20 protein-coding genes, 1 tRNA gene and 1 pseudogene are annotated in these 22,481 nt (G+C 64.0%); 8 read left to right on the forward strand and 14 right to left on the reverse strand.

Annotated features, from left to right (window positions below):
* Positions 1 to 16: 16 nt before the first annotated feature.
* The 4 genes from pssA to ACV17W_RS07830 all read right to left on the reverse strand — a co-directional run bounded on the left by pssA (position 17) and on the right by ACV17W_RS07830 (position 4,526).
* Entirely contained in the window at positions 17 to 793 is a 777-nt protein-coding gene (pssA, locus tag ACV17W_RS07815; RefSeq protein ID WP_462596496.1) for a CDP-diacylglycerol--serine O-phosphatidyltransferase, read from the reverse strand.
* Between the two features lie 431 nt (positions 794 to 1,224).
* Positions 1,225 to 2,241, reverse strand: coding sequence for a ketol-acid reductoisomerase (gene ilvC, locus ACV17W_RS07820; RefSeq protein WP_462595857.1), 1,017 nt, complete (start codon positions 2,239 to 2,241; stop codon positions 1,225 to 1,227).
* 67 nt (positions 2,242 to 2,308) lie between these two features.
* Positions 2,309 to 2,800, reverse strand: coding sequence for an acetolactate synthase small subunit (gene ilvN / locus ACV17W_RS07825; RefSeq protein WP_462595858.1), 492 nt, complete (start codon positions 2,798 to 2,800; stop codon positions 2,309 to 2,311).
* 10 nt (positions 2,801 to 2,810) lie between these two features.
* Positions 2,811 to 4,526, reverse strand: coding sequence for an acetolactate synthase 3 catalytic subunit (locus ACV17W_RS07830; RefSeq protein ID WP_462595859.1), 1,716 nt, complete (start codon positions 4,524 to 4,526; stop codon positions 2,811 to 2,813).
* Between the two features lie 458 nt (positions 4,527 to 4,984).
* On the opposite strand from ACV17W_RS07830, the pseudogene ACV17W_RS07835 reads away from it, so the two are divergent.
* Positions 4,985 to 7,202 (forward strand): annotated as a pseudogene (locus tag ACV17W_RS07835) (FUSC family protein).
* 85 nt (positions 7,203 to 7,287) lie between these two features.
* Here the strand turns inward: ACV17W_RS07835 and ACV17W_RS07840 are convergent.
* Genes ACV17W_RS07840 through ACV17W_RS07850 form a run of 3 tightly spaced genes read right to left on the reverse strand, consistent with a single transcriptional unit; the run spans position 7,288 to position 10,130 of the window.
* Positions 7,288 to 8,520: an MFS transporter gene (locus ACV17W_RS07840; protein ID WP_462595860.1), complete on the reverse strand. Its 1,233-nt coding sequence runs from the start codon at positions 8,518 to 8,520 to the stop codon at positions 7,288 to 7,290.
* A 10-nt stretch (positions 8,521 to 8,530) separates the two neighbouring features.
* Positions 8,531 to 9,301, reverse strand: coding sequence for a peroxide stress protein YaaA (yaaA, locus tag ACV17W_RS07845; protein ID WP_462595861.1), 771 nt, complete (start codon positions 9,299 to 9,301; stop codon positions 8,531 to 8,533).
* A gap of 46 nt (positions 9,302 to 9,347) precedes the next feature.
* A complete protein-coding gene (locus ACV17W_RS07850) occupies positions 9,348 to 10,130 on the reverse strand; it encodes a 3-hydroxybutyrate dehydrogenase (RefSeq protein WP_462595862.1) in 783 nt (260 codons plus the stop codon).
* A 291-nt stretch (positions 10,131 to 10,421) separates the two neighbouring features.
* Between ACV17W_RS07850 and ACV17W_RS07855 the strand changes: the two genes are divergently transcribed.
* Together ACV17W_RS07855 and ACV17W_RS07860 are read left to right on the forward strand one after the other, a co-directional pair.
* Positions 10,422 to 10,512, forward strand: a tRNA-Ser gene (locus tag ACV17W_RS07855).
* A gap of 228 nt (positions 10,513 to 10,740) precedes the next feature.
* Positions 10,741 to 11,850, forward strand: a complete 1,110-nt coding sequence (locus ACV17W_RS07860; RefSeq protein WP_462595863.1) for a DUF748 domain-containing protein — start codon at positions 10,741 to 10,743, stop codon at positions 11,848 to 11,850.
* A 61-nt stretch (positions 11,851 to 11,911) separates the two neighbouring features.
* Here ACV17W_RS07860 and ACV17W_RS07865 read toward each other — a convergent pair whose 3' ends face one another.
* Positions 11,912 to 12,355 carry a MarR family winged helix-turn-helix transcriptional regulator gene (locus ACV17W_RS07865; protein ID WP_462596497.1) on the reverse strand — a complete coding sequence of 148 codons (444 nt, stop codon included), beginning with the start codon at positions 12,353 to 12,355 and terminating at the stop codon, positions 11,912 to 11,914.
* Positions 12,356 to 12,526: 171 nt separating this feature from the next.
* On the opposite strand from ACV17W_RS07865, the gene ACV17W_RS07870 reads away from it, so the two are divergent.
* On the forward strand, positions 12,527 to 13,231 hold the full coding sequence (locus tag ACV17W_RS07870) for a response regulator transcription factor (RefSeq protein WP_462595864.1): 705 nt from the start codon (positions 12,527 to 12,529) through the stop codon (positions 13,229 to 13,231).
* An 8-nt stretch (positions 13,232 to 13,239) separates the two neighbouring features.
* Positions 13,240 to 14,613 (forward strand): sensor histidine kinase, encoded by a 1,374-nt coding sequence (locus ACV17W_RS07875; protein ID WP_462595865.1) that lies wholly within the window; start codon positions 13,240 to 13,242, stop codon positions 14,611 to 14,613.
* Positions 14,614 to 14,634: 21 nt separating this feature from the next.
* On the opposite strand, the gene chrA is transcribed toward ACV17W_RS07875, so the two are convergent.
* Positions 14,635 to 15,840, reverse strand: a complete 1,206-nt coding sequence (gene chrA, locus ACV17W_RS07880) for a chromate efflux transporter (RefSeq protein WP_462595866.1) — start codon at positions 15,838 to 15,840, stop codon at positions 14,635 to 14,637.
* A 155-nt stretch (positions 15,841 to 15,995) separates the two neighbouring features.
* Here chrA and ACV17W_RS07885 point away from each other — a divergent pair, with 155 nt between their 5' ends.
* Complete coding sequence (locus ACV17W_RS07885; RefSeq protein ID WP_462595867.1) at positions 15,996 to 16,697, forward strand: MarC family NAAT transporter; 702 nt, start codon at positions 15,996 to 15,998, stop codon at positions 16,695 to 16,697.
* A gap of 54 nt (positions 16,698 to 16,751) precedes the next feature.
* Here ACV17W_RS07885 and ACV17W_RS07890 read toward each other — a convergent pair whose 3' ends face one another.
* Positions 16,752 to 16,949, reverse strand: a complete 198-nt coding sequence (locus tag ACV17W_RS07890; protein WP_462595868.1) for a hypothetical protein — start codon at positions 16,947 to 16,949, stop codon at positions 16,752 to 16,754.
* 316 nt (positions 16,950 to 17,265) lie between these two features.
* On the opposite strand from ACV17W_RS07890, the gene ACV17W_RS07895 reads away from it, so the two are divergent.
* Entirely contained in the window at positions 17,266 to 17,586 is a 321-nt protein-coding gene (locus tag ACV17W_RS07895) for a virulence factor (protein ID WP_462595869.1), read from the forward strand.
* Positions 17,587 to 17,795: 209 nt separating this feature from the next.
* Here the strand turns inward: ACV17W_RS07895 and ACV17W_RS07900 are convergent, their stop codons facing one another.
* The 4 genes from ACV17W_RS07900 to ACV17W_RS07915 form a co-directional block, all read right to left on the reverse strand.
* Positions 17,796 to 18,044 carry a hypothetical protein gene (locus ACV17W_RS07900; RefSeq protein ID WP_462595870.1) on the reverse strand — a complete coding sequence of 83 codons (249 nt, stop codon included), beginning with the start codon at positions 18,042 to 18,044 and terminating at the stop codon, positions 17,796 to 17,798.
* Positions 18,045 to 18,284: 240 nt separating this feature from the next.
* Positions 18,285 to 19,631, reverse strand: a complete 1,347-nt coding sequence (serS, locus tag ACV17W_RS07905) for a serine--tRNA ligase (RefSeq protein ID WP_462595871.1) — start codon at positions 19,629 to 19,631, stop codon at positions 18,285 to 18,287.
* A 42-nt stretch (positions 19,632 to 19,673) separates the two neighbouring features.
* Positions 19,674 to 21,014: a replication-associated recombination protein A gene (locus tag ACV17W_RS07910; protein ID WP_462595872.1), complete on the reverse strand. Its 1,341-nt coding sequence runs from the start codon at positions 21,012 to 21,014 to the stop codon at positions 19,674 to 19,676.
* Positions 21,011 to 21,196: a hypothetical protein gene (locus tag ACV17W_RS07915; RefSeq protein WP_462595873.1), complete on the reverse strand. Its 186-nt coding sequence runs from the start codon at positions 21,194 to 21,196 to the stop codon at positions 21,011 to 21,013. The genes ACV17W_RS07910 and ACV17W_RS07915 overlap by 4 nt, the downstream gene beginning before the upstream one ends.
* A gap of 1 nt (position 21,197) precedes the next feature.
* Between ACV17W_RS07915 and ACV17W_RS07920 the strand changes: the two genes are divergently transcribed.
* Positions 21,198 to 22,478 (forward strand): amino acid deaminase, encoded by a 1,281-nt coding sequence (locus tag ACV17W_RS07920; protein WP_462595874.1) that lies wholly within the window; start codon positions 21,198 to 21,200, stop codon positions 22,476 to 22,478.
* Positions 22,479 to 22,481: the final 3 nt, after the last annotated feature.

A 22,481-nucleotide genomic window follows, 5' to 3' on the forward strand; every position in this document is an offset into this window, starting at 1 on the left:
GCGGGCAGCCGGTCTTTCAGGGGCCCGTGCGGCGGTCTTGCTGCTGCCGCCGGGTTCGCGCGCGATTCCAGCGCCATGCCATGATGATCCAGCCCGACAGGCCGTACAGCACGAACAGGCCGAACAGCACGACCGGGGGGTCGCTCGACACGAAGACGAACACCGCCACGACGAGCAGAATGCCCCAGAACGGCACACTGCGGCCCAGGGCGAAGCTCTTGCCGCTGAAGAACGATGCGTTGGACACCATGGTCACGCCGGCATACATGGTCAGGCAGAAACCCACCCACGCCATGGTCTGTTCGCTCATGGGAAGCTTGTTGTCGATGGCCAGCCAGACGAAACCGGCCACCAGCGCGGCCGCCGCGGGGCTGGGCAGCCCCTGGAAATAACGTTTGTCGACAACGCCGATATTGGTGTTGAACCTCGCCAGCCGCAACGCCGCCCCCGCCACATAGACGAACGCAGCCAGCCACCCCCAGCGGCCCAGGTCGTTGAGTATCCACTCGTACATGACCAGCGCGGGCGCCACGCCGAAAGATGTCATGTCCGACAGGGAGTCGTACTGCTCGCCGAATGCAGACTGGGTGTTGGTGAGCCGGGCAACGCGGCCATCCATGCCATCAAGCACCAGCGCCACGAAAATGGCAATGGCGGCCACCTCGAATCGGCCGTTCATGGCCTGCACGACGGCGTAAAAGCCGGCAAACAGTGCCGCGGTGGTGAACGCGTTGGGCAGCAGATAGATGCTGCGGTGGCGATTCTCGGAATTGCGCATGGAGAAATTTGGCATAGTCACGGAATATGGCGACGGATTACTGAAAGGTTAACTCATCCAGGGCGGATGCGGCGCTGGCAAGCGCACGAGGCAACGCCAGACAAGCCGAACGGCACTGCGCTGCAAGACTCGGGCCCGGGTGCTGGCAGCACCCAACGCGCGTCGTCACGCGCCATGCTGCGCCGACAACCCGGCAGGAAAGAGCGCCGTGCGAGACCTGGGTGGCTTCGACCCGAGAGCCATTGCGCGGCCGGGGTGCGCGCCGTCGGACAGGCGTCCGGCGACGCAGCGCGGGACAGCGCGTGTGGCACAAAACACTGCCGGCCCGGCCATGGAAGCAAAAAGGCATCCCCAAGGGGATGCCTTGAACACAACGCGCGCATGCGCGCGTCGGCCTGGGACGATGTGCCGGAGCCGTAGCGCCGGACACACCGGTTGCGCAAGCCTTAGTTCTTCGACTTGTCCACCAGCTTGTTCGCGGCGATCCAGGGCATCATGGCGCGCAGCTTGCCACCCACCTGCTCTATCTGCGATTCGGCGTTGATGCGACGGCGCGAGGTCAGCGTAGGTGCGCCGGCCGCGTTTTCCAGGATGAACTTCTTGGCATATTCACCGGTCTGGATCGCGACTAGGGCTTCGCGCATGGCTTGGCGGGTCTGTTCGGTAACGATCTTGGGGCCGGTCTCGTATTCGCCGAATTCGGCGTTGTTCGAGATGGAATAGTTCATGTTGGCGATGCCGCCTTCGTAGATCAGGTCAACGATCAGCTTCAGCTCGTGCAGGCATTCGAAGTACGCCATTTCAGGCGCATAGCCGGCTTCCACCAGCGTATCGAAACCCGCCTTGATCAGCTCGACGGTACCGCCGCACAGCACGGCCTGTTCGCCGAACAGGTCGGTCTCGGTTTCTTCACGGAAGTTGGTTTCGATGATGCCGGCACGGCCGCCGCCGTTGGCGCTGGCATACGACAGGGCCACATCGCGGGCCGAACCCGACTTGTCCTGGTAGACGGCCACCAGGTGGGGCACGCCGCCGCCCTGGCTGTAGGTCGAGCGCACCGTGTGGCCGGGAGCCTTGGGCGCGATCATGATGACGTCGATATCGTCGCGCGGCACGACCTGGCCATAGTGCACGTTGAAGCCGTGCGCGAAAGCCAGCGCGGCGCCAGCCTTGATGTTGGCGTGCACTTCGTTGCGATACACCGAAGCGATGTTTTCGTCGGGCAGCAGCATCATGACCACGTCGGCGGCCTTGACGGCTTCGGCGACTTCCTTCACTTCGAGGCCGGCGTTGGCGGCCTTGTTCCACGAGGCGCCGTCCTTGCGCAGGCCGACCACGACCTTCACGCCCGAGTCATGCAGGTTCAGCGCGTGGGCGTGCCCTTGCGAGCCGTAGCCGATGATGGCAACGGTCTTGCCCTTGACGAGAGAGAGGTCGCAGTCTTTGTCGTAAAAAACTTTCATGTCGTGTGCTCCGGATTATGCGATTCGGTAATGTTTCTGGGTTGGTTTGATGCAGGCCGGCAGGCCGTTAGAGCTTCAGGATCCGTTCGCCGCGCCCGATACCGGACACGCCGGTGCGCACGGTTTCCAGGATGGCGCTGCGGTCCAGGGCGTCGATGAACGCCTGGACTTTTTCCTGCACGCCGGTCAGCTCAATGGTGTAGGACTTGTCGGTGACGTCGATGATGCGGCCACGGAAAATGTCGGCCATGCGCTTCATTTCTTCGCGTTCCTTGCCTACGGCGCGCACCTTGATCAGCATGAGCTCGCGCTCGATGTGGGAACCTTCCGTGAGGTCGACCACCTTGACCACGTCCACCAGGCGGTTCAGATGCTTGGTGATCTGTTCGATCACTTCATCAGAGCCGACCGTGACGACGGTAAGCCGCGACAGCGTGGAATCTTCGGTGGGCGCCACCGTCAGCGTTTCGATGTTGTAGCCGCGAGCCGAAAACAAGCCGACCACGCGCGACAGCGCGCCGGGTTCGTTTTCCATGAGCACGGAAATCACATGTTTCATGGTCGCCTCCTTACAGGTCTTCGGAACCGAGCAGCATCTCGGTCAGCCCGCGGCCGGCCTTCACCATGGGCCACACGTTCTCGGTGCGGTCGGTGATGAAGTCCAGGAAGACCAGGCGATCCTTGTGCTTCTTGAATGCTTCGCGCAGGGCCGGCTCGACGTCGGCGGGGCGCTCGATACGCAGGCCCACGTGCCCGTAGGCCTCGGCCACCTTGACGAAATCGGGCAGAGAATCCATGTATGACTCGGAATAGCGCGAGCCGTAGTCGATCTGCTGCCACTGCCGCACCATGCCCAGGAATCGGTTGTTCAGGCAGATGATCTTGGGCGTCAGGTGGTACTGATGGCAGGTGGAGAGTTCCTGGATGTTCATCTGGATGGACGCTTCGCCGGTAATGACGGCGATGTCGGCCCCCGGATTGGCCATCTGCACCCCCATGGCGTAGGGCAGGCCCACGCCCATGGTGCCCAGTCCGCCGGAATTGATCCAGCGCCGCGGCTTGTCGAACTTGTAATACTGCGCCGCCCACATCTGGTGCTGCCCCACGTCGGACGTGACGAAGGCATCGCCGCCGGTGACTTCCCAGAGTTTCTCGACGACATACTGCGGCTTGATGACTTCGTCGGAGTTGGCGTACTTCAGGCATTCCTTGCCGCGCCAGGCTTCGATCTGCTGCCACCATTTTTCGAGCGACGCCGGCTTGGAGTCGGCCCGCGCGGCATCGTACTGGGCGATGAAGTCGGCCAGCACGTCTTTGACGTTGCCGACGATGGGCACGTCGACGCGCACGCGTTTCGAAATGGACGACGGGTCGATGTCGATATGGATGATCTTGCGCGCGTTCTGGGCGAAGTGACGCGGATTGCCGATGACGCGGTCGTCGAAGCGCGCGCCCACTGCCAGCAGCACGTCACAGTGCTGCATGGCCATGTTGGCTTCGTAGGTGCCGTGCATGCCGGGCATGCCGACGTACTGGCGGCTGGTGCCGGCCATGCCGCCAAGGCCCATCAGGGTGGTGGTGCACGGTGCACCCAGCTGTTCGGCGACCTGGCGAAGTTCGGCCGAGGCGTCAGACAGAATGACTCCGCCTCCGGCGTAGATCATGGGGCGCTCGGCGGCCAGCAGCATCTGCACGGCCTTCTTGATCTGGCCCTGGTGCCCCTTGTTGACTGGCGCATAAGAGCGCATGGTGATCTCGCCCTTGGGCGCCACGTACTTGCAGGGCTGCAAGGTGACGTCTTTGGGGATGTCTACCAGCACCGGACCGGGCCGCCCCGTGCGCGCGATGTAGAACGCCCGGCGCATGGTTTCGGCCAGGTCCTTGACGTCGCGAACGAGGAAGTTGTGCTTGACGCACGGCCGGGTGATGCCCACCGTGTCGCATTCCTGGAAAGCGTCTTCACCGATGGCCGCAGTGGGCACCTGCCCGCTGATGATGACCATGGGGATGGAGTCCATGTAGGCCGTGGCGATGCCGGTGACGGCATTGGTGACGCCCGGGCCGCTGGTGACCAGGCACACACCGACTTTCTGCGACGCGCGCGAATACGCATCGGCAGCGTGCACGGCGGCCTGCTCGTGACGAACCAGGATATGCTGGAATTTGTCTTGCTTGAAAATCGCGTCGTAGATGTACAGCACCGCGCCGCCGGGATAGCCGAAAACGTGCTCGACGCCTTCTTCGGCCAGGCAGCGCACGACGATATCGGCGCCTATGGTTTCCATGTTGTATTCCTTTCAGTACCGGCCCTGTTTTCCTGATCGTTGCACGCCCGGATACGGCGGCAACTGAACCCGGACCGAAACCGACAGCATGATCTGGCGCTTTGAGACTCACGGAGACTCGCCACCCGGACACCCTGCCGACCCGGCACACGTTCGTCGGGAACGCAGCGCAAACGCCCCTGGGGGACGCTGGAGGTCGAAATGGAAGCCTTGGCAACACACGCTTGTGACGCGGCCAAACGGCAATTGTTACTGGCGCGCAGCCCCCGGAATGTAGCCCGGGCAGCCCGTCGGCCTGGGCGCCGGCTTCGGATAGGCAGGCCGGCGCAAGACAGGGAATTTACCGCGTTGCGGCATCAGTAGCAAATCGACCCTCGGCCAGCGCCGCCGCCCCGATCCGGCCCCAACATCCGTACATGTTTCTATACTTGGGCGTCCGCACCCGAAATTGGCCGCTCATGGACCTGCGCATCGCCAGCATTCCCCGCTTTCTCTACAGCCACTACTTCTTCGGAGGCGTGCGGCAAGGCGTAGGCATGCTGTTGCCGGTGATGGTGCTGGGCGGCGTGATGGGGCACTACAGTATCGGACTGGTCGCCACATTCGGGGCGCAATGCCTGGCCATCATCGACCAGCCCGGCGGGCCTCAGCGGCACCGCACCAACGAAATGCTGGGTGGAGTCGCGCTGGCCACCACGGCCGTCACGGTCACGGGCGCCGCGTCCACATACCCGTTGCTGCTTTGGTTGGTGATCATTGCGCAGTGCTTCGTGTTTTCCATGTTCTCGGTGTTCGGCAAGCGCGGCGGCCTGATCGGCTTCGCAGGCCTGCTCATCATGACGCTGACCATGCATTCCCCGCTGGCCCCTGATCAGGTGCTGGTGCACTCGGCGGCCACGCTCGGCGGCGCCCTGTTCTACCTGGCGTTCAGCCTGGCCTTCAGCCGTATCCTCTGGCTGCGCGAAGAGCGCCAGGCCATGTCGGTGGCGCTGTTCGCCACTGCCGACTACATGGCGGCGCGCAGCCGCTTTTATGACGAAACCACCGATCTGGACGACATCTACCCCGCGCTGATCCAGTCGCAGTCGGTCATGACGGAGAAACACCAGGCCGCGCGCGACATTGCTGCGCACTCTGCCTCGCGGGCGCGGCTGGCGCGACGGCGAACGGCTGATGCTGTGGAACCTGTTCGTGGACATGCTGCAGTTGCTGGACACGCTGGTGGCCACGCATACCGATTACGCCACACTACGGCGCGGCCTTGCCGGCCACGACTGCCTGATGTTCATGCGCGACGCGCTGGCCAAGATGTCGCTGGAGCTCAACCGCATTGCGCTGGACGTGTCGCGCGGCAAGGCGGTGCATTACCGCAGCAGCACCAAGGCCGAACTGCGCGCAATCGAGTACGAGATCGAGCAGTTTCGCAATCACGGAATGGCCGAACAGGACCCGGAAATGCTGGCCTTGATCGTGCAGGTGCTGCGCCGCCTGCGCAATGCGGCACGCATTGTGGGCAAGCTGGCGGCCCACACCGAGGCGCGCCCGGATGCCGAGCCCACCAGTGCCGTGCTGATCGACAAGTCGTTGACGCAGTTCATGTCGCGCCAGGAATTGCGCCTGGGCATGCTGACCAGCAACCTGCGTAGCGACTCGCCCTATTTTCGCTATGCGGTGCGCGTGACCCTGGCGGCAGCCATTGCCATGGGGCTGATCTCTCAGTGGGCCACGCCGCAGGTCTCGGAATCCCACAGCTATTGGGTATTGCTGACCATCATCATCATCATGAAGCCGGGCTTTGCACTGACCCGCCAGCGCAATGGCTTCCGGCTGATAGGCACACTGGTCGGGTGCATGCTCGCCCTGGCGCTCTTTACCCTGACCACTCGCCCCGAGGTGCTGTTCGGGGCGCTGCTCATCGCCTGCATCATGGGCAACAGCCTGCTGCAGTTGAACTACATGGGCAGTGCCGTGTTCAACACCCTGTTCGTGGTACTGGTGTTCCACTTCGTGGCCCCCGGCACCATTTCCATGGAAGTGATAGGCGAGCGCGCGCTGGATACGGCATTGGGCTGCGCCATCGCGCTGGTATGCAGCTATGTGCTGCCCTGGTGGGAAGCGCGCTACCTGAAACCGCTGGCGCGCGCAGCCACGAACGCGAACCGTGAATACCTGCGTACCGGACTGCGGTACGCCCAGGCCATGCAGGCATCGGCCCAGGGCGCGGCCCTGCCAGACGACGCGCCGTCGATCGCTGAGGCCGACCTTGCATGGCGGCTGGCTCGCAAACACGTGCACATCGCCTTCAGCAATTTCGCCGAGGCGTTCTACCGCATGATGAGCGAGCCGCGCTCACACCAGCTGAATGTGCCGGAATTCAATAATCTGCTGATTCAGAATCACATCATGGCGTCGCAGATCACCGCGGCGGTGCCGATACTGGCCAACTTGAAAGCGTGGCCCGAGCCCATGCGCCAGGCCCTGGTCGGCATCGTGGACATGCTGGACGACGACAGCCCGGCGCCTGTGGACCTGCCCACCCATTTCGACACCGAGGGGGAACTGGCCTCGCTGGCGTACCCGCTGAAGCAGATGTTGCGGGCATCGACGCAGATACGGCGCGAACTGGCCTCGGTGGCCGATCCACCGCGCAGCCGTCCCGTCGCAGCCGCGGCTTGAGTGGAGTCAGGGCCGCGGCTTGGGCGGGGCCGGGGCGGCGGCTTGAACGGGTGTCACGCCCGCGGCAACGGCGGGCCGCGCCTGTTTAAACCGAGCCTTCCGTCACAGGTGCGCGGCGCGGACGCGCGGGCCAGAAATACCAGGCCGCGGCCGCCACCTGCAGCACCAGCACCACGCCCCAGGCCGCCAGATGCGCCCGCGGCGGATAGGCGCCGGCGTTGAGCGGCCACAGATCGACGATCCAGCCCACGCCCACCTGGCACAGGAAGATGGTCAGGAACATCAGCAGGTTGGTGGTGGATGCCACCCGCCCCAGCAACTCACGGGGAAACTCGCCGGCCAGCAGCGCGTAGACCAGGATATTCGCCGAGCCGAAGGCCCCATAACAGGCCCACAGCACCCCCAGCGGTATGGGAGCCTGCGCCATGATGAGCGCCTGGGTCAGCAGGAACAGGACCATGCAGGCGCCGCCGAAACCATATAGGCCCAGCCCCATGCGTTCCATGCGCCGGGCCAGTCCGCCCAGGCCGACGTTGCCGGCCATCATGGCAATGCCCATCAAGGACACCAGGCCCGCTGCGTGCGCCGCGCTCAGGCCGTTTACGTCCGTGAGATACGGACGCACCCACAACGACTGCACTCCGTAGAACGCTCCACCTGTCATGACGGGCAAAGACACCAGCCGCCAGAAATGCGCATCGCACAGCAATGCCCAGGTGCCCCGCCACTGTTCGCCCAGCCCCGGCACGGCGCGTTGACGCACCGCTTCACGAGGCGCGCCGAACCAGATCAGCGCAGCCACGGCGAGCGTAAGAAAAGCCAGCGCCACACTGACCGACTGCCACGAGCTGCGAGCCAGCAACCAGGACAGCGGGGAGCCAACCAGCACCCCGCCCAGCCCACCCACGGCCATCACCAGCCCGTTGACCAGCGGCAGGCGAGCCAAGGGGAAATTCTGCGCCAGTGCCTGGAAGGCCGCACCCAGGCACACGCACACCCCGGCGCCAATGAGCAGGCGGCCTGCCATCAACCCCGCAAGGCTGTCCGCCAGGCCGTACACCAGGGTGCCCAGGGCGGCCACCAGAAGCATCAATGCGTTGACGCGCCTTGGGCCCCACGTGTCCAGGAACAACCCGGCCGGGACCTGCATCAGGGCGAACCCAAGAAAATACAGACTGGTCAGCGTGCCGAGATCGCCGGCCGACAGGTTGAGCTCGTCGGTCAGGTATGGGCCGAAGCCAATATTGACGCCACGAAATAAATAAGAGACCAGGTATCCCAGCGAGAAGACCAGGAAGGTGCGCAGCCCGGCGGACATGAGCGCGTGCTCAGGCCTTGCGACGAAACACCAGCTTGTCGGCCGACGAAGCGGCAGCGTCGTAGGCATAGCCTTCGCTATCGAACTTCTGCAGGCCCTCGGGCTTGCCCACCTTGTGCTCGATGGCAAAGCGCGCCATCAGGCCGCGGGCTCGCTTGGCGTGAAAGCTGATTACTTTCCATGCGCCGTTTTTCCAGTCCTGAAACACGCATTGCACCACGCGCGCCTTCAGCACCTTCTGGTCGACCGCCTTGAAATACTCTTCCGAAGCCAGGTTCACCACCACGGGCGACTTCCGGGAGGCGAGACGCTCGTTCAGGTAGTCGGCGATGGTGCTTCCCCAATATTCGTACAGGTTCTTGCCTTTCGCGGTGGCGAGCCGCGTGCCCATTTCAAGGCGGTACGGCTGCATCAGGTCGAGAGGACGCAGGACGCCGTACAGGCCGCTGAGGATGGCGACGTGCTCTTGCGCCCATTCGAGCCGGGCCGCGGACAGCGTGTCGGCCTGCAGCCCTTCATACACATCGCCATTGAAAGCCAGCACGGCCTGCCGGGCATTGTGCTGCGTGAACTTGCGCGTCCAGGCAGCGTAGCGGCCCACATTCAGTTCGGCCAATGCGGGGCTCAGGCTCATCAACCCGGCCACGTCGTCCGCCGAAAGCTTCTTAAGATCCTTGATCAACGCCGCAGCCTGGTCCACGAACAGAGGCTGTGTGTGCTGCTCGATGTGGACGGGGGTGTCGTAGTCCAGTTTCTTGGCGGGCGAAAGCAAGAACAACATGTTGCAGGGTTCCTTGATTGGTAAGGCGGGTTGATGGGTTGCGGGATCAGCGGGCCGTCCAGCCGCCGTCCACCGAGATCGTCGTGCCGGTGACCTGAGCGGCCGCGTCCGAGGCCAGGTAAACCGCGGTGCCCCCGAGTTGCTCGGGCGTCACGAACTGCAGCGAGGGCTGCTTCTCGCTGAGCAGATCGCGCGCCGCCGCGTCCTGGTCGATGTGCTGTTGTTCGGCCAGCGCCGAAATCTGCTTCTCGACCAGGGCGGTGCGTACCCAGCCGGGGCAAATGGCGTTCGCGGTTACCCCCGTGCCGGCGGTTTCGAGCGCGGTGACTTTGGTAAGGCCCACGACGCCGTGTTTCGCCGCGACATAGGCGGACTTGCTGGCCGAGCCGACCAGGCCGTGCGCAGACGCAATGTTGATGATGCGCCCCCAGCCCTGCTTTTTCATATGCGGCAGCGCCGCGGCGCTGCCATGGAACACGGCGGACAGGTTCAAGGCAAGGATGGCGTCCCATTTCTCTACGGGAAAATCCTCGATCAGGGCGGTGTGCTGGATGCCGGCGTTGTTGACCAGAATATCGATACGCCCCAGGGATTGCACCGCGCCATCAATCATCTGGCGCACTGCAGCTCCGCGCGACAGGTCCGCGCCATCGTATAGCACCTGCACCCCGTACTGGCTGGCCATATCGGTACGCAGCTTTTCGATCTGGGCGGCATCGCCAAACCCGTTCAGCACGACATTGGCGCCCTGCTGCGCGAATGCGGCGGCGATCCCGAGCCCGATGCCGCTGGTGGAACCGGTAACGACTGCAACTTTTCCTTTGAGCATGCGTTTCTCCTGTCTGGGTCGGGCCGTGCCCGCATGGGAAGACCGGGCTCAAGTGTAGCCGCCGCGCGTGGGCACGCGAGAGGCGCCCCCACATGCAGCCAGGGCTTGCCGCAGCCGGGGCTGTGGCGCGGGGCGATATCGGCCATGCACCTGGCCGGGAAATTTTCTGATATAGTTGCGGTCTTCGCTTTTTTGGCAAGCGAAGGTCCAGACGTCTGCCAGACGACCACGGCGCCCGCGCCGCAGGCAACGTCCCACCGGGTGCATACCCGGCCAGGAAAACGGACACCCGGAGAGGTGGCAGAGTGGTCGAATGTACCTGACTCGAAATCAGGCGTACGGTATCCCCGTACCGTGGGTTCGAATCCCACCCTCTCCGCCATTTCTGGCCGCCCACGAGGCAAGGCCACCCGCACACTCCCCCCGCTTTACGCCCCTGCACATGCCGCCTTCGCGTCGCCTGCGCGCGCGCCCGGTAGACGGCGCACCAGGCCAGCCCGTGGCGTGAAATTTGCTGGCGTCGCAACGCAAGCCCTGCTCAAGCGATTAGTATTATTGGCATCCCCGGCGAAATCCTGCCCGGGCAGGCCCTACTGCACTGGCGACCACCATGACCCCACGAAGCAAGAAAATCCTGCTGGTGACCCTGGCGTGTCTGCTCGCCCTGGCGGCGGCCGGAGCCTTGGGTATGCACCTCGCCGCCCGCGTCGTCGAAGCGCGTATCGTCGACTTCATGGGTTCCAGCGGGCAAGCCGCTCGCATCGATGTCGGACTGACCGAAGTCGTGCTGCACGACGTGACACTTGGCGCCCCGGATGGCTGGCCCGCCAAGCAGACGCTGCGCGCGAGCCGCATCGTGTGCACCCCCGACTGGCGCAGCCTGTTCTCTCGCCGCCTGGTGCTCGACAAGCTCATCGTCGAAGATTATTACCTGTCGGTGCGCCGCACTTCCGATGGCCTGGAACTGCTGCCCACGCTTTCGGCGCGCGCCCGCGAAAAGCGGCAGGAAAGCGCCGCCGAAGGCAAAGACCCATCGGAACGCTGGGAAACCCAGATCGGCATGGCGACGCTGCGCAATGGCGAAGTGGACTATTACGATGCCGTCATCTCCAAGCCGGCGCACAAGATCACGCTCGACCGCATGCAGGCCGATATCGGGCCGCTGTATTTTCCCAAGCGCAACGAACGGACCCAATTGCAGGTCATTGGCCGTGCGCCCGCCAAGTCGCACACGGGCAACGTGCAGGTCGAGGGTTGGCTGTCGGCCGCCAGCCGTGACGCCGACGTGCGCACGCGCCTGTCGGGAGTAGCGGTGCCGGTGCTAGCCCCATATCTGTACAAAGGCGCGGGCACCACCATGGCGGGCGGCACCGTCGACCTGGACATGCGTACCCGGGTGGAAAAGCGCCAATTGAACGCCAGCGGGCATCTTGAACTGCGCAACCTGAAGTTCGGGGGCCAGGGCGACTCCCTGGCGTCGCTGCCGCGCAAGGCGGTCCTGGCGGCGCTGGAAAACCGCAAGGGCGAGGTCTCCTTCGATTTCACCTTGACCGGTAACCTGGACGACCCCAAGTTCTCTCTGGACGACAGCATCTCGATGCGGATGGTGGGAGGCCTGGCCAATGCCATCGGCGTCAGCGCCAAGGGCGTGGCCGAAGGCGTAGGAGGCGCGGTCCAGGAACTGGGCAACGCCCTGTCCAATCTGGTCGAACAGAAATAGGCGGCCAGGCGGCTGGAGCACGCGCGGATGATGGCAAGCGGGCCGATAACCGCGGCAACACTTATTCGCCGCGGGTGGCGGCAGCGGGCGAACCGCCGAATTTTTCCAGCAGGCCCCGCAGCAGGGGGCGGATATTCTGCAATTGCTGCAGGTGCGCGGCCGCCAGCGCGTCGAGGGTGTTCTCGGCCTGCGGGGTCAGGCGCAGCAGCACGCGGCGCCCGTCCTGCGGATCAGGCTGCCGGGCCAGCATGCCCATGTGCACCAGCCGGCTTACCAGCTCCGCGGCACTGTGCGGTTTGATGCACAGCTGCCGCCCCAGGTCCGTGACCGTCAATGCTTTCTCGCCAGCCTTGATGGCCAGCAGCGCCTGATGCTGCTGCGGCGCGAGCCCGTTTGCCTGCGCCTGGGCTTCGCTGTAGAGGGCGAATCGACGCAGCTCGTGGCGAAAGTCGGCCAGCACGGCGAAATCGGCGGGCTGCAGCGCAGGGGCGCCCGCGCAGGTCATGGGAGGGATCGACGTCTGTACATTCATCACCCCGTCGATGGTACGCACGCGAACGCGAACGGGGGATTACGGGATCATTAATTATTCGTAATGTGCACGCATGCCACATCCAGCCGGTGCGCAGTGCTGCGCTAGAATGCGCGGCTATGGGCCAGGCCTTGGGAGATTGACATGTGGCGGTGCCTGATCGTGGAAGACGATGCCGACAATGCCCGCTACATCGCCAACGGGCTCAAAGAACTGGGCTACGACCCCGTGATCTGCATGGACGGACCTACGGCGTTGCAGAGAGCCACATCAGAGCACTGGGATGCCATCATTCTTGACCGAATGTTGCCCAACGACGTCGACGGGCTCTCGATTCTGTGGTCATTGCGCGCGTTGGGCCGCAAAACCCCCGTATTGGTGCTGAGCGCCCTCACGGCCCTCGACGAGCGAGTCAGGGGCCTCAAGGCCGGCGGCGACGACTACCTGACCAAGCCATTTGCCTTTCCGGAGCTGGCCGCGCGCGTCGAGGCGCTGATCCGGCGTTCTTCGCCGGGCTACGATCAGCGCCAACTGGCAGTGGCCGACCTGGCACTCGACCTGGTGAGCGGCACGGTCACGCGCGGCAATCGGCGCATTGCGTTGCAGCCCCGCGAATACAAGCTGCTGGCCTACATGATGAACAACGCCGACCAGGTGCTGACGCGCACGATGTTGCTGGCGACCGTATGGGGCTATCACTACGATCCGCAGACCAACGTGATCGATGTGCATATCAGCCGGCTGCGCCAGAAGATCGATGCGGAAGGCGAAACCCCGCTGATCCATACAGTGCGCGGGGTCGGCTACAGGTTGTCGGCGCAAGGCACCGAAGCGCCGGATCCGAAATGATAAGCCGCATGGTGCGTTGGCTGCGGGCCATCTGGAGTTCGGTGGCCTTTCGGCTGACGTTGAACTACAGCATCCTGGCACTCCTGACGTCGCTGCTGTCGCTGATGTTCGTCTACTTCCAGAGCGTGAGGATTCTTGAATCGCAGTTTTCGCGGCAGGTCCAGATCACCGCGCAACGCATGAATGCGCACTTCGAACGTAGCGGCCTGGCGGGCCTGCAACGCGAGATCGCGCTCGAGATGGCAGACCACGTCAACACCGATACCGAGATGTTCATGCTGCTGGACCCCCTGGGCCGCATGCTGGTGGGCAATATTGCATGGGACCCGTCGGATGCCCCGCTGAACGGCAGCGGCGTGATGCGCTCGGTAATGCTGCGCGGCATGCCGGTGCATGGCTACCTGGTGGCGCGCAAACTGCCCGACGGATCGACTTTGATCATCGGGCACGATCTGCGCGATCTTTACGACCTGACCGCACTGATCCGTAAAGTCAGCCTGGTGGCCACGGGTGTCATCGCGCTGCTGATTCTGCTGGGAGCCGCGATATTCCGGCGCGTGCTGCAAGGCCGCGTCGAGGTCATCCGCCGTACGGCCGCGCAGATAGGCGCCGGCGAGCTGGGGCAGCGCATTCCCGCGCACCCCCGGCAGGACGAGTTTGCATTGCTGTCGCGCGACATCAATCGCATGCTGGACCGTATCGAGGTCCTGATGAGCGGCGTACGCAATGTGTCGGACGCGGTAGCCCACCAATTGCGCACGCCGCTGACGCGCATGCTGGCGCGCCTGCGCAGCATCGACTGGGAGCGTGACGCACGCGCCGATATCCGGATGCGCGTCGATGGCCTGTCGGCCGAACTCGAAGACCTGGTGAAAGTGTCGGAAAAGCTGCTGCAGATTGCAGAACTCGAATCGGGCACGCGCAGACAGCGTTTCGAACCCGTGTCATTGGACGCCGTGGCCCGCGATGTCGCCGAACTGTACGAGGCGGTCGCCGACGACAGGCTAGCGGTTCTCACTTATGCCGGCGACGGTCCTGCCGATTTGTCAGGAGATCCGGATCTGTTGGCAGGCGCCATTGCCACGTTGGTGGACAACGCATTGAAATACGCCGGCGCCCAGGCGCGTATCCGTATCGAGACCAGCCATTCGGCCGAAGAAGTGCGCTTGACCGTCAGCGACAACGGGCCCGGCATACCTGCCGAAAAGATGGGGCGCATCGGCGAACGCTTTTATCGCGCGCATCATCATGTGCCGGGCTACGGACTCGGACTGGCGACCGTCATGGCGATCGCGCGTCTGCACGGTGGACGAGTCGAGCTGCGCAATGCAGAACCCGGACTATGCGTGTGCCTGTATTTCCCGCGCAATACTGCCGCGTAGCCGCCGCGCACCACCGGCGGGCTACCCCATCCACGCCCCGGACAGTCCGCCCAGCACGGCACAGCCCGCCACCACGGCCCAGGCAGGCAGCTTCCAGGCCGCAAGCGCCGCCACAGCCACCAGCGCCAGCGCATAGTCGACGGGCCGCTGTATGGCGCTGGTCCAGACAGGGTCGTACAGGGCCGCGGCAAGCAGCCCCACCACCGCGGCGTTCACCCCCGCCAGCATTGCGCGGGTATGCCGGCCCTGCTGCAGAACACTCCAATAGGGCAAGGCCCCCGCGACCAGCAGGAACGACGGCACGAAAATGGCGACCAGGCACAATGCGCCGCCCAGCCAGCCGGTAGGCTGGCCCTGCAGCGATGCGCCCAGGAACGCTGCAAATGTGAACAATGGCCCCGGCACCGCCTGCGCCGCGCCGTAGCCAGCCAGGAACGTACCCGCGTCGACCCAGCCCGGCGCCACCACCTCCGCCTGCAGCAACGGCAGTACGACATGGCCGCCGCCGAACACCAGCGCGCCCGCGCGGTAGAACGCGTCGATCAGCTCCAGGACGTGGCTGGGATACGCGGCGGCAGCCAGCGGAAGCGCAATGAGCAGTCCGGCGAACAGCAACAGCCAGCCCGCGCCGGCACGACGGCCGATGGGCACGGAAAGCGCCTGCGCGGCGGCCTGGTCGGGCTGCGCCAGCCACAGGCGGCCCGCTACACCCGCCAGACTCAGAATGACCACCTGCGTCACTGCGTAAGGGAGAAGCGTCGCCGCACAGGCGGCGGCCACCATGATGCTGAAACTGCGCCGCTCGGCGCACAGCGTGCGCGCCATGGCCCACACGGCCAGGGCCACCACCGCCACCGCCGCGATCTTCAGGCCGTGCAGTATGCCCAGAGGCAAGGACTGTCCAAAGTGCGATATGCCCAGCGCCGCCAGCACCAGCAGTACGGCGGACGGCAAGGTAAAGCCCGCCCAGGCGGCCAACGCGCCTGGATACCCGGCGCGCGCCAGCCCCAGCGCCATACCGACCTGGCTGCTGGCGGGCCCGGGCAGGAACTGGCACAGCGCCACCAGATCGGCATAGGCACGGTCGCCCACCCAGGCACGCCGCTTCACGAATTCGGCGTGGAAATAACCCAGGTGCGCCACCGGACCGCCGAATGACGTAAGGCCCAGGCGCAGGAACACGATGAACACCGCCCAGGGCGAGTCGCGCGATTCGTGGTTGGCCATTTGGATGCGGATACTTAATGACAGGTGACCGCAATGCTAACCGCAGCGGCGCGCTGGCGGCATGTTCCCCATGGGATTCCGGTGCTACGATCCACACATGCCGAAGCCGCCACGGCCCCGCGCGGGCCTGCTACGGAATTTCACCAGGAGCTCGCTTGCTGCTCGAATATCTCAAGTACGTCGGGTTGGGACTGGTGGCATTGCTACCCGTGGCAAATCCGCTGGCCAGCACCACTTTGCTTCTGGCCCTGAGCAAAGGCTACACCACCGAAGAACGCAATCACCAGATCGACCGTGCCACGCTCTACGTGGCCGTCATTCTGCTGGTGTGCTTCTATGCGGGCAATGTCATCATGTCGGGCCTGGGCATTTCGATACCCGGTTTGCGCATCGCCGGTGGCCTCATCGTGGCCTACATCGGATTCGGCATGCTGTTTCCCAGTCAGAGCGAGGCCGACGTCCAGCTCGATATGGCTCCGGATGCACCCAGCCTGGCACTCGAGACACCACGGGGCTCGCAACGTCCAAAACCGCGCGACATTGCCTTCATTCCGTTGGCCATGCCGGGAACAGCGGGCCCCGGAACCATCGCGCTGATCGTCAGCGGCACGTCGGCCCTGCACAGCCAGGGCGAGGGTCTCCAGATCATTCACCACCTGGCGGTGATCACAGTAGCGATCCTCTTGGCTTTGCTGTTCTGGATTTGCCTGCGCAGCGCAGAGCGGATCTTCCATGTGCTGGGGGCATCCGGCATCGACGCCGTGGCCCGTGTCATGGGCTTTTTATTGATATGCGTGGGCGTGCAGTTCGTTATAAACGGCGTGTTCGAACTGATCGGCCAGCCTACACCAGGCTAGCCCGCCGGACGCAGTCGTCTGCGTCACGCCCGGCTGCACACCGTCTGGCACGTTTCAGACGGCAGGAGGCTCGATCCAGAAGAAGCGCTCGCCTTGTTGAATCATCTGCGCTACTCCTTGGGCTTCCATGCGGAAATCGGTGCCCATCAGCGTTGCGCCGCCGTCAGCATGGATGTGAATGACCGCCAAGGGGTCATTCGCCATGGTGTACCAGTAATAGCCGGGCTTGAGATCGTGGATAGAATTCTGCATCAGTCAAGTATATCGGCAAACGCCGGGTGCGTAGACCGCCGCCCCGTCCCTCGGCAGGCCGGGTATGCGCCTTGGTGTGCAAATGTAACGTCCGACCTGATGAGGTGGACGCGCAACCCGGTTTCAGCCGATTTCAGGACCAAGTCTCTCCGAGGGACACAAAATTGGTGCAGCACAGCATTCCAGCCGACGCGCCAGGGCGCTAATGTTGCGGTTTGTCGCCATTGCCGTACCCCTGTACACGACTGTTGCAGGGAAAACACCGACAATGAGGTCGTTATCCAATACGGCTGTGTACGCAGCAAGGCAGGTATCCATGAAAAAATGGTTGATCACGGGCTTGAGCGCCGCGGGGCTGCTGATGGCAAGCTCGGCCATGGCCCGCGTAGACGTCGGCATTTCCATCGGCATACCCGGGGTGATTTACCCGGCGCCCGTTTACGTGGCGCCCCAACCCGTCTACGTGACGCCCCCGCCGCGGGTGTACTACCAGCCGGCTCCGGTTTATCGGCCCCATTATGTGCACCCTGCGCCGGTGTATTACTACGGCGGCCGCGACGGTCACCACAAGCACAAGCACAAGTACAAAAAGCATGGCAAACATGGCCATAAGGGCCATCATAACCACAGGCGCTGACCGGGCCGGTCGGCGGATGCAGAAAGGGCGGCATATGCCGCCCTTTCTGCGTTCTGACCGGCCGCGCTAGGATTCGTCGCCCGAGCGGCTGCGCCGGCAGCAGCCGATTATGCGGTCTAGACCGCCCACGTCAGTCCTTGGCGGGTGCCCCCCGCGACGGCACAGGCAGGGGCATGCGCCGCGCAGGGCTGGGCGCGCGCCACCAGCCATTATGCGGACGTATGCGCAAATTCAGGTTCACCATTGAAACGCACTCCGTTGATGCCCTCGAACACCTGCAGACTGTGCTGCTCGGCCTCGGAGCGGGTTGCGAACGGTTGCTGGCCGGGTACCGTCCAGCTCTTCTCGGGGGCATTCCCCCCAACGCGGCGGGTCCAGATACGGACCTGAAACCCTTGTGGGCCGTCTTCAACGACATCACAACGCACGCGAAAATCACCGATCATCCTGGAACTCATGTCAAATCATCTCCCCAATCATTGACGACAACTGCTGCGAGTACGGCGCATATTGTGCCCTAAAGATGCGGCCCTTTTTTACGCGAACACATTTGCTGACATCAAAGACTGAGCATTGACGCGCAGCATAGTCTGTTAACAAGACGCCAATATGACGTTACCGGAGTGACGAAAGTTTCCTGGCGTCGGCCTGACGTCAAAAAAAATGGAGCCTCGCGGCTCCGGGGGACAACTGCGTGATCAAGGCTGCAACAGGGTGAGCCCACCCATGTAGGGCTGCAGCACCTTGGGTATGACCACACTGCCGTCGGCCTGCTGGTGATTTTCAAGCACCGCTACAAGCGCCCGGCCCACGGCCAGCCCCGATCCGTTGAGGGTATGCACATAGTCGGGCTTGCCCTGCGCCGCCCGGTACCGGGCCTGCATGCGGCGCGCCTGGAAGGTTTCGCAGTTCGACACCGAGGAGATCTCGCGCCAGGTGTTCTGCGCAGGCAGCCAGACTTCGAGATCGTAGGTCTTGGCCGCGCCGAAGCCCATGTCGCCGGTGCACAGCAGCACGACCCGATAAGGCAGTTCCAGCAGTTGCAGCACATGCTCGGCATGGCCCACCATGTCTTCGAGCGCCTGGTAGGACGCGTCGGGATGGGTGATCTGCACCATTTCGACTTTGTCGAACTGATGCTGCCGGATCATGCCGCGTGTATCGCGCCCCCCGCTGCCCGCTTCGGACCGGAAGCAAGGCGTATGGGCGGTGAGCCGCAAAGGCAGGTCGGCTTCGGCAATGATGCTGTCGCGGGCTACGCTGGTCAGGGTGATCTCGGACGTCGAGATCAGGTATTGATCTTCCCGCGCCAGCACATTGCCGCGCTCATCCACCTTGGGATCGTCATCGTCGCCCCCCTTGGTGACGAAGAACATATCGTCCTTGAACTTGGGCAGCTGGCCGGTGCCATACAGGGTGGAACTGTTGACGATGTACGGCGTGTAGCACTCGGTGTAGCCATGCTGCTCGGTCTGCAGATCGAGCATGAACTGCGCCAGCGCGCGATGCAGACGCGCCATGGGGCCGCGCATGAACGAGAAACGGGCGCCCGACAGCTTGGCGGCCGTGTCGAAATCCAGGCCCAGGGGTTCGCCAAGCGCCACGTGGTCTTTCGGCTCGAAAGCCAGCGGCTGGGGATTGCCATCGGCCGCAGGCTGGCCCGGCAGCCAGCGGCGCACCTCGAGGTTGTCGTCGGCCGATTCGCCGACGGGCACGCTCGCATGCGGCAGATTGGGCACAGCCATCAGCATGTCGTTCAGCGACTGCTGCACTGATGCCAGGTCTTCTTCGAGCTGCTTCAGGCGGCCCGGTATGGCCTGCGATTCAGCCATCACCGCCGAAGCGTCCTGGCCTTGCGCCTTGAGCTGGCCGATTTGCTTGGCAAGTGCATTGCGACGCGCCTGCAGCGACTCGGTTTCGGTCTGCACCGCCTTGCGGCGCGATTCGAGTTCGTTGAACCGGGCCGTGTCGAATTCGACACCACGGCTGTTGAGTCGGCCGACGACGGTTTGCAGGTCTTTGCGCAGCAGTATGGGATCTAGCATGGAAGATGGAATCAGGTTGACGAGGGAGCGGCCGGCGCGCAGCTATCGTTTCCGGGCGCGTTCCTGGGCATCGAGGTCGCGCAGGAAAGCCAGCTTTTGCTGGATTTTAGCCTCCAGCCCGCGATCGGTCGGGCGATAGAACGTGGCTTTGACGCCATCGGGAAAATATTGCTCGCCTGCTGCATAGCCATGAGGCTCGTCATGCGCGTAGCGGTAGGCTCGGCCATGCCCCAGCTGCTTCATCAGTTTGGTGGGGGCGTTGCGCAGGTGCAGAGGCACAGGGGCACTGCCATGCTCGCCCGCGAATTTGCGCGCTGCGTTATAGGCGTTGTACACGGCGTTCGATTTGGCGGCGCAGGCCATGTACACCAGGGCCTGTGCCAGCGCCAGTTCGCCTTCGGGCGAACCGAGGCGCTCATAGATGTCGGCGCCATGAATGGCGAGCTCGGTCGCGCGGGGATCGGCCAGGCCGATGTCTTCGATAGCCATGCGCACCAGCCGGCGTGCCATGTATTTGGGATCGGCACCGCCGTCGAGCATGCGGGCGAACCAATACAGCGCGGCGTCGGGGTCAGAGCCACGCACCGCCTTGTGCAAGGCGCTGATCTGGTCGTAGAACGCGTCGCCGCCCTTGTCGAAGCGCCTCAGATTCTGCGACAGCGAAGTTTCGAGCCATTCTGCATCGATGGCGGCGCGCCCGGCAGACTGGGCCGATTCTGCCACCACCTCGACCGCACTGATCAACCGCCGGGCGTCGCCATCGGCCCAGGCGGCCAGCTGTTCGCGCGCATCGTCGGTAAAGCGCACCAGGGGCTCTTCGGTGCGCCCTTCGTTCAGCGCCTGGACGGCGCGATCCACCAATTGCTGCAGTTCCTCGGCGCTGAGCGACTGCAGAACATAAACCCGCGCCCTGGACAACAGCGCCGAGTTCACTTCGAACGACGGGTTTTCGGTCGTGGCCCCGATGAACGTGAAGAGGCCGCTTTCAACATAGGGCAGGAAGGCGTCCTGCTGCGATTTGTTGAACCGATGGACCTCGTCGACAAACAGAATGGTGCGACGGCCCTGCCCCTGCGCCACCTGGGCGGTTACCACGGCATCCCGGATGTCCTTGACGCCGCCCAGTACCGCCGAGATGGCAATGAATTGCGCGTCGAATCCGTCGGCCATCAAGCGCGCGAGCGTGGTTTTGCCCACGCCGGGTGGCCCCCAGAAAATCATGGAATGAGGCCGGCCAGACTCGAACGCCACGCGCAGCGGCTTGTCGGGCCCCAGAAGATGGGACTGGCCGACCACATCGGACAGCGTGCGGGGACGTAGACGCTCGGCCAGCGGCACATAGGGCCGGTGCGCGGGATCGGCGGCGAACAGATCGGAGCTCATGTCGGCGAAATCAGCACAAGCCGCGTAGCGGCCAAAGCAACCATTACACCATGCCAGCCGGCACCGGCCGGAAAGGCGCCTGCCTCGCGGGCATACGGGTAAGCCCCAACTGCTATTTGTAAATTATTTTCAGGATAATGCGTCGGTAAAACTTTTTCGGTAATTATTTTCACGAGGCCCATTATGGAATCTCTGCCACCTCCGCTTCCCGGTCAGCTACTGCTGGATGCTGACGGCAAAGGGTTGGGCGCTTTTCCGCAGGGATGGCCCGTGAATCGTGTGGCTGAGCTGAACTGGAACCTGCTGAGGGAAGATGTCAGCCTGCCGGCCGCCGTGCTGTACGAACACCGCATGAACCATAACCTGCAATGGATGCAGCAGTTCATGCAGGCCTACCGAGTGAAGCTGGCGCCTCACGGCAAGACCACCATGAGCCCCGCGCTCTTTCACCGCCAGCTCCAGGGCGGCGCCTGGGGCATTGCACTGGCGACGGCGCCTCAGACCATGGCCGCGTATCGACATGGCATCAGAACGGTGCTGATGGCCAACCAGTTACTCGGCAAGGCCAATATGGCCATCATCGCCGGGTTGCTGCGCGATCCGGAGTTCAGCTTCTTCTGTCTGGTGGATTCGGCCGCGAACGCGGCCCGGCTGGGCGCATTCTTCTCGAGCCGGGGACTGCGCCTGCCGGTGCTGGTTGAACTGGGCGTCGCCGGAGGCCGCACCGGCGTGCGCGACAGCGCTCAACTGCAGGCCTTGCTGGCCGAAATCGCACGCTGGCCGCAGGCACTGTCGCTGGCTGGCATAGAACTCTACGAAGGCGTACTGCAGGATGAAGCCAGCATCCGCGATTTCCTGCGCCGCGCGACCGGTACGCTGGCCGCGCTGGCCGGGCAGGGGCGGCTGCGCCAGGACGGCCCGGCACTGCTTTCTGGCGCCGGGTCGGCGTGGTTCGATGTGGTCGCCGAGGAGTTCGCCGCGGCGGATATCGGCATGCCGCTCGAAGTGGTGCTGCGCCCGGGCTGTTATCTGTCACACGACGTAGGAATCTACCGCAGCGCGGCCGAACGCATTGCCGCACAAAACCCGGTGGCGCGAGGCATGGAGCCGGGCCTGGTGCCCGCCTTGCAGGTGTGGGCCTACGTCCAGTCGGTGCCCGAGGCCGGGCGCGCGATTATCGCGATGGGCAAGCGCGATGCGGCATTCGACGCCGGCCTGCCCGTTCCCGCCGCGCACTACCGCCCGGGCAGTGTGGCCCCCTTGCCTGCCCCGCCGCATTGGCAATTGCGCAGCATGATGGACCAGCACGCTTTCATGGACATCGGCGATGGCGACGACATCCTGGTCGGCGACATGATCGCCTTTGACATATCCCACCCGTGCCTGACCTTCGATAAATGGAGGCAGGTGCTTCTGGTAGATGAACAGTACCGCATCACCGGCGTGGCGCCCACCTGCTTCTGATTG

The organism is Bordetella sp. MIP270_01_BMS (genome assembly GCF_054958705.1).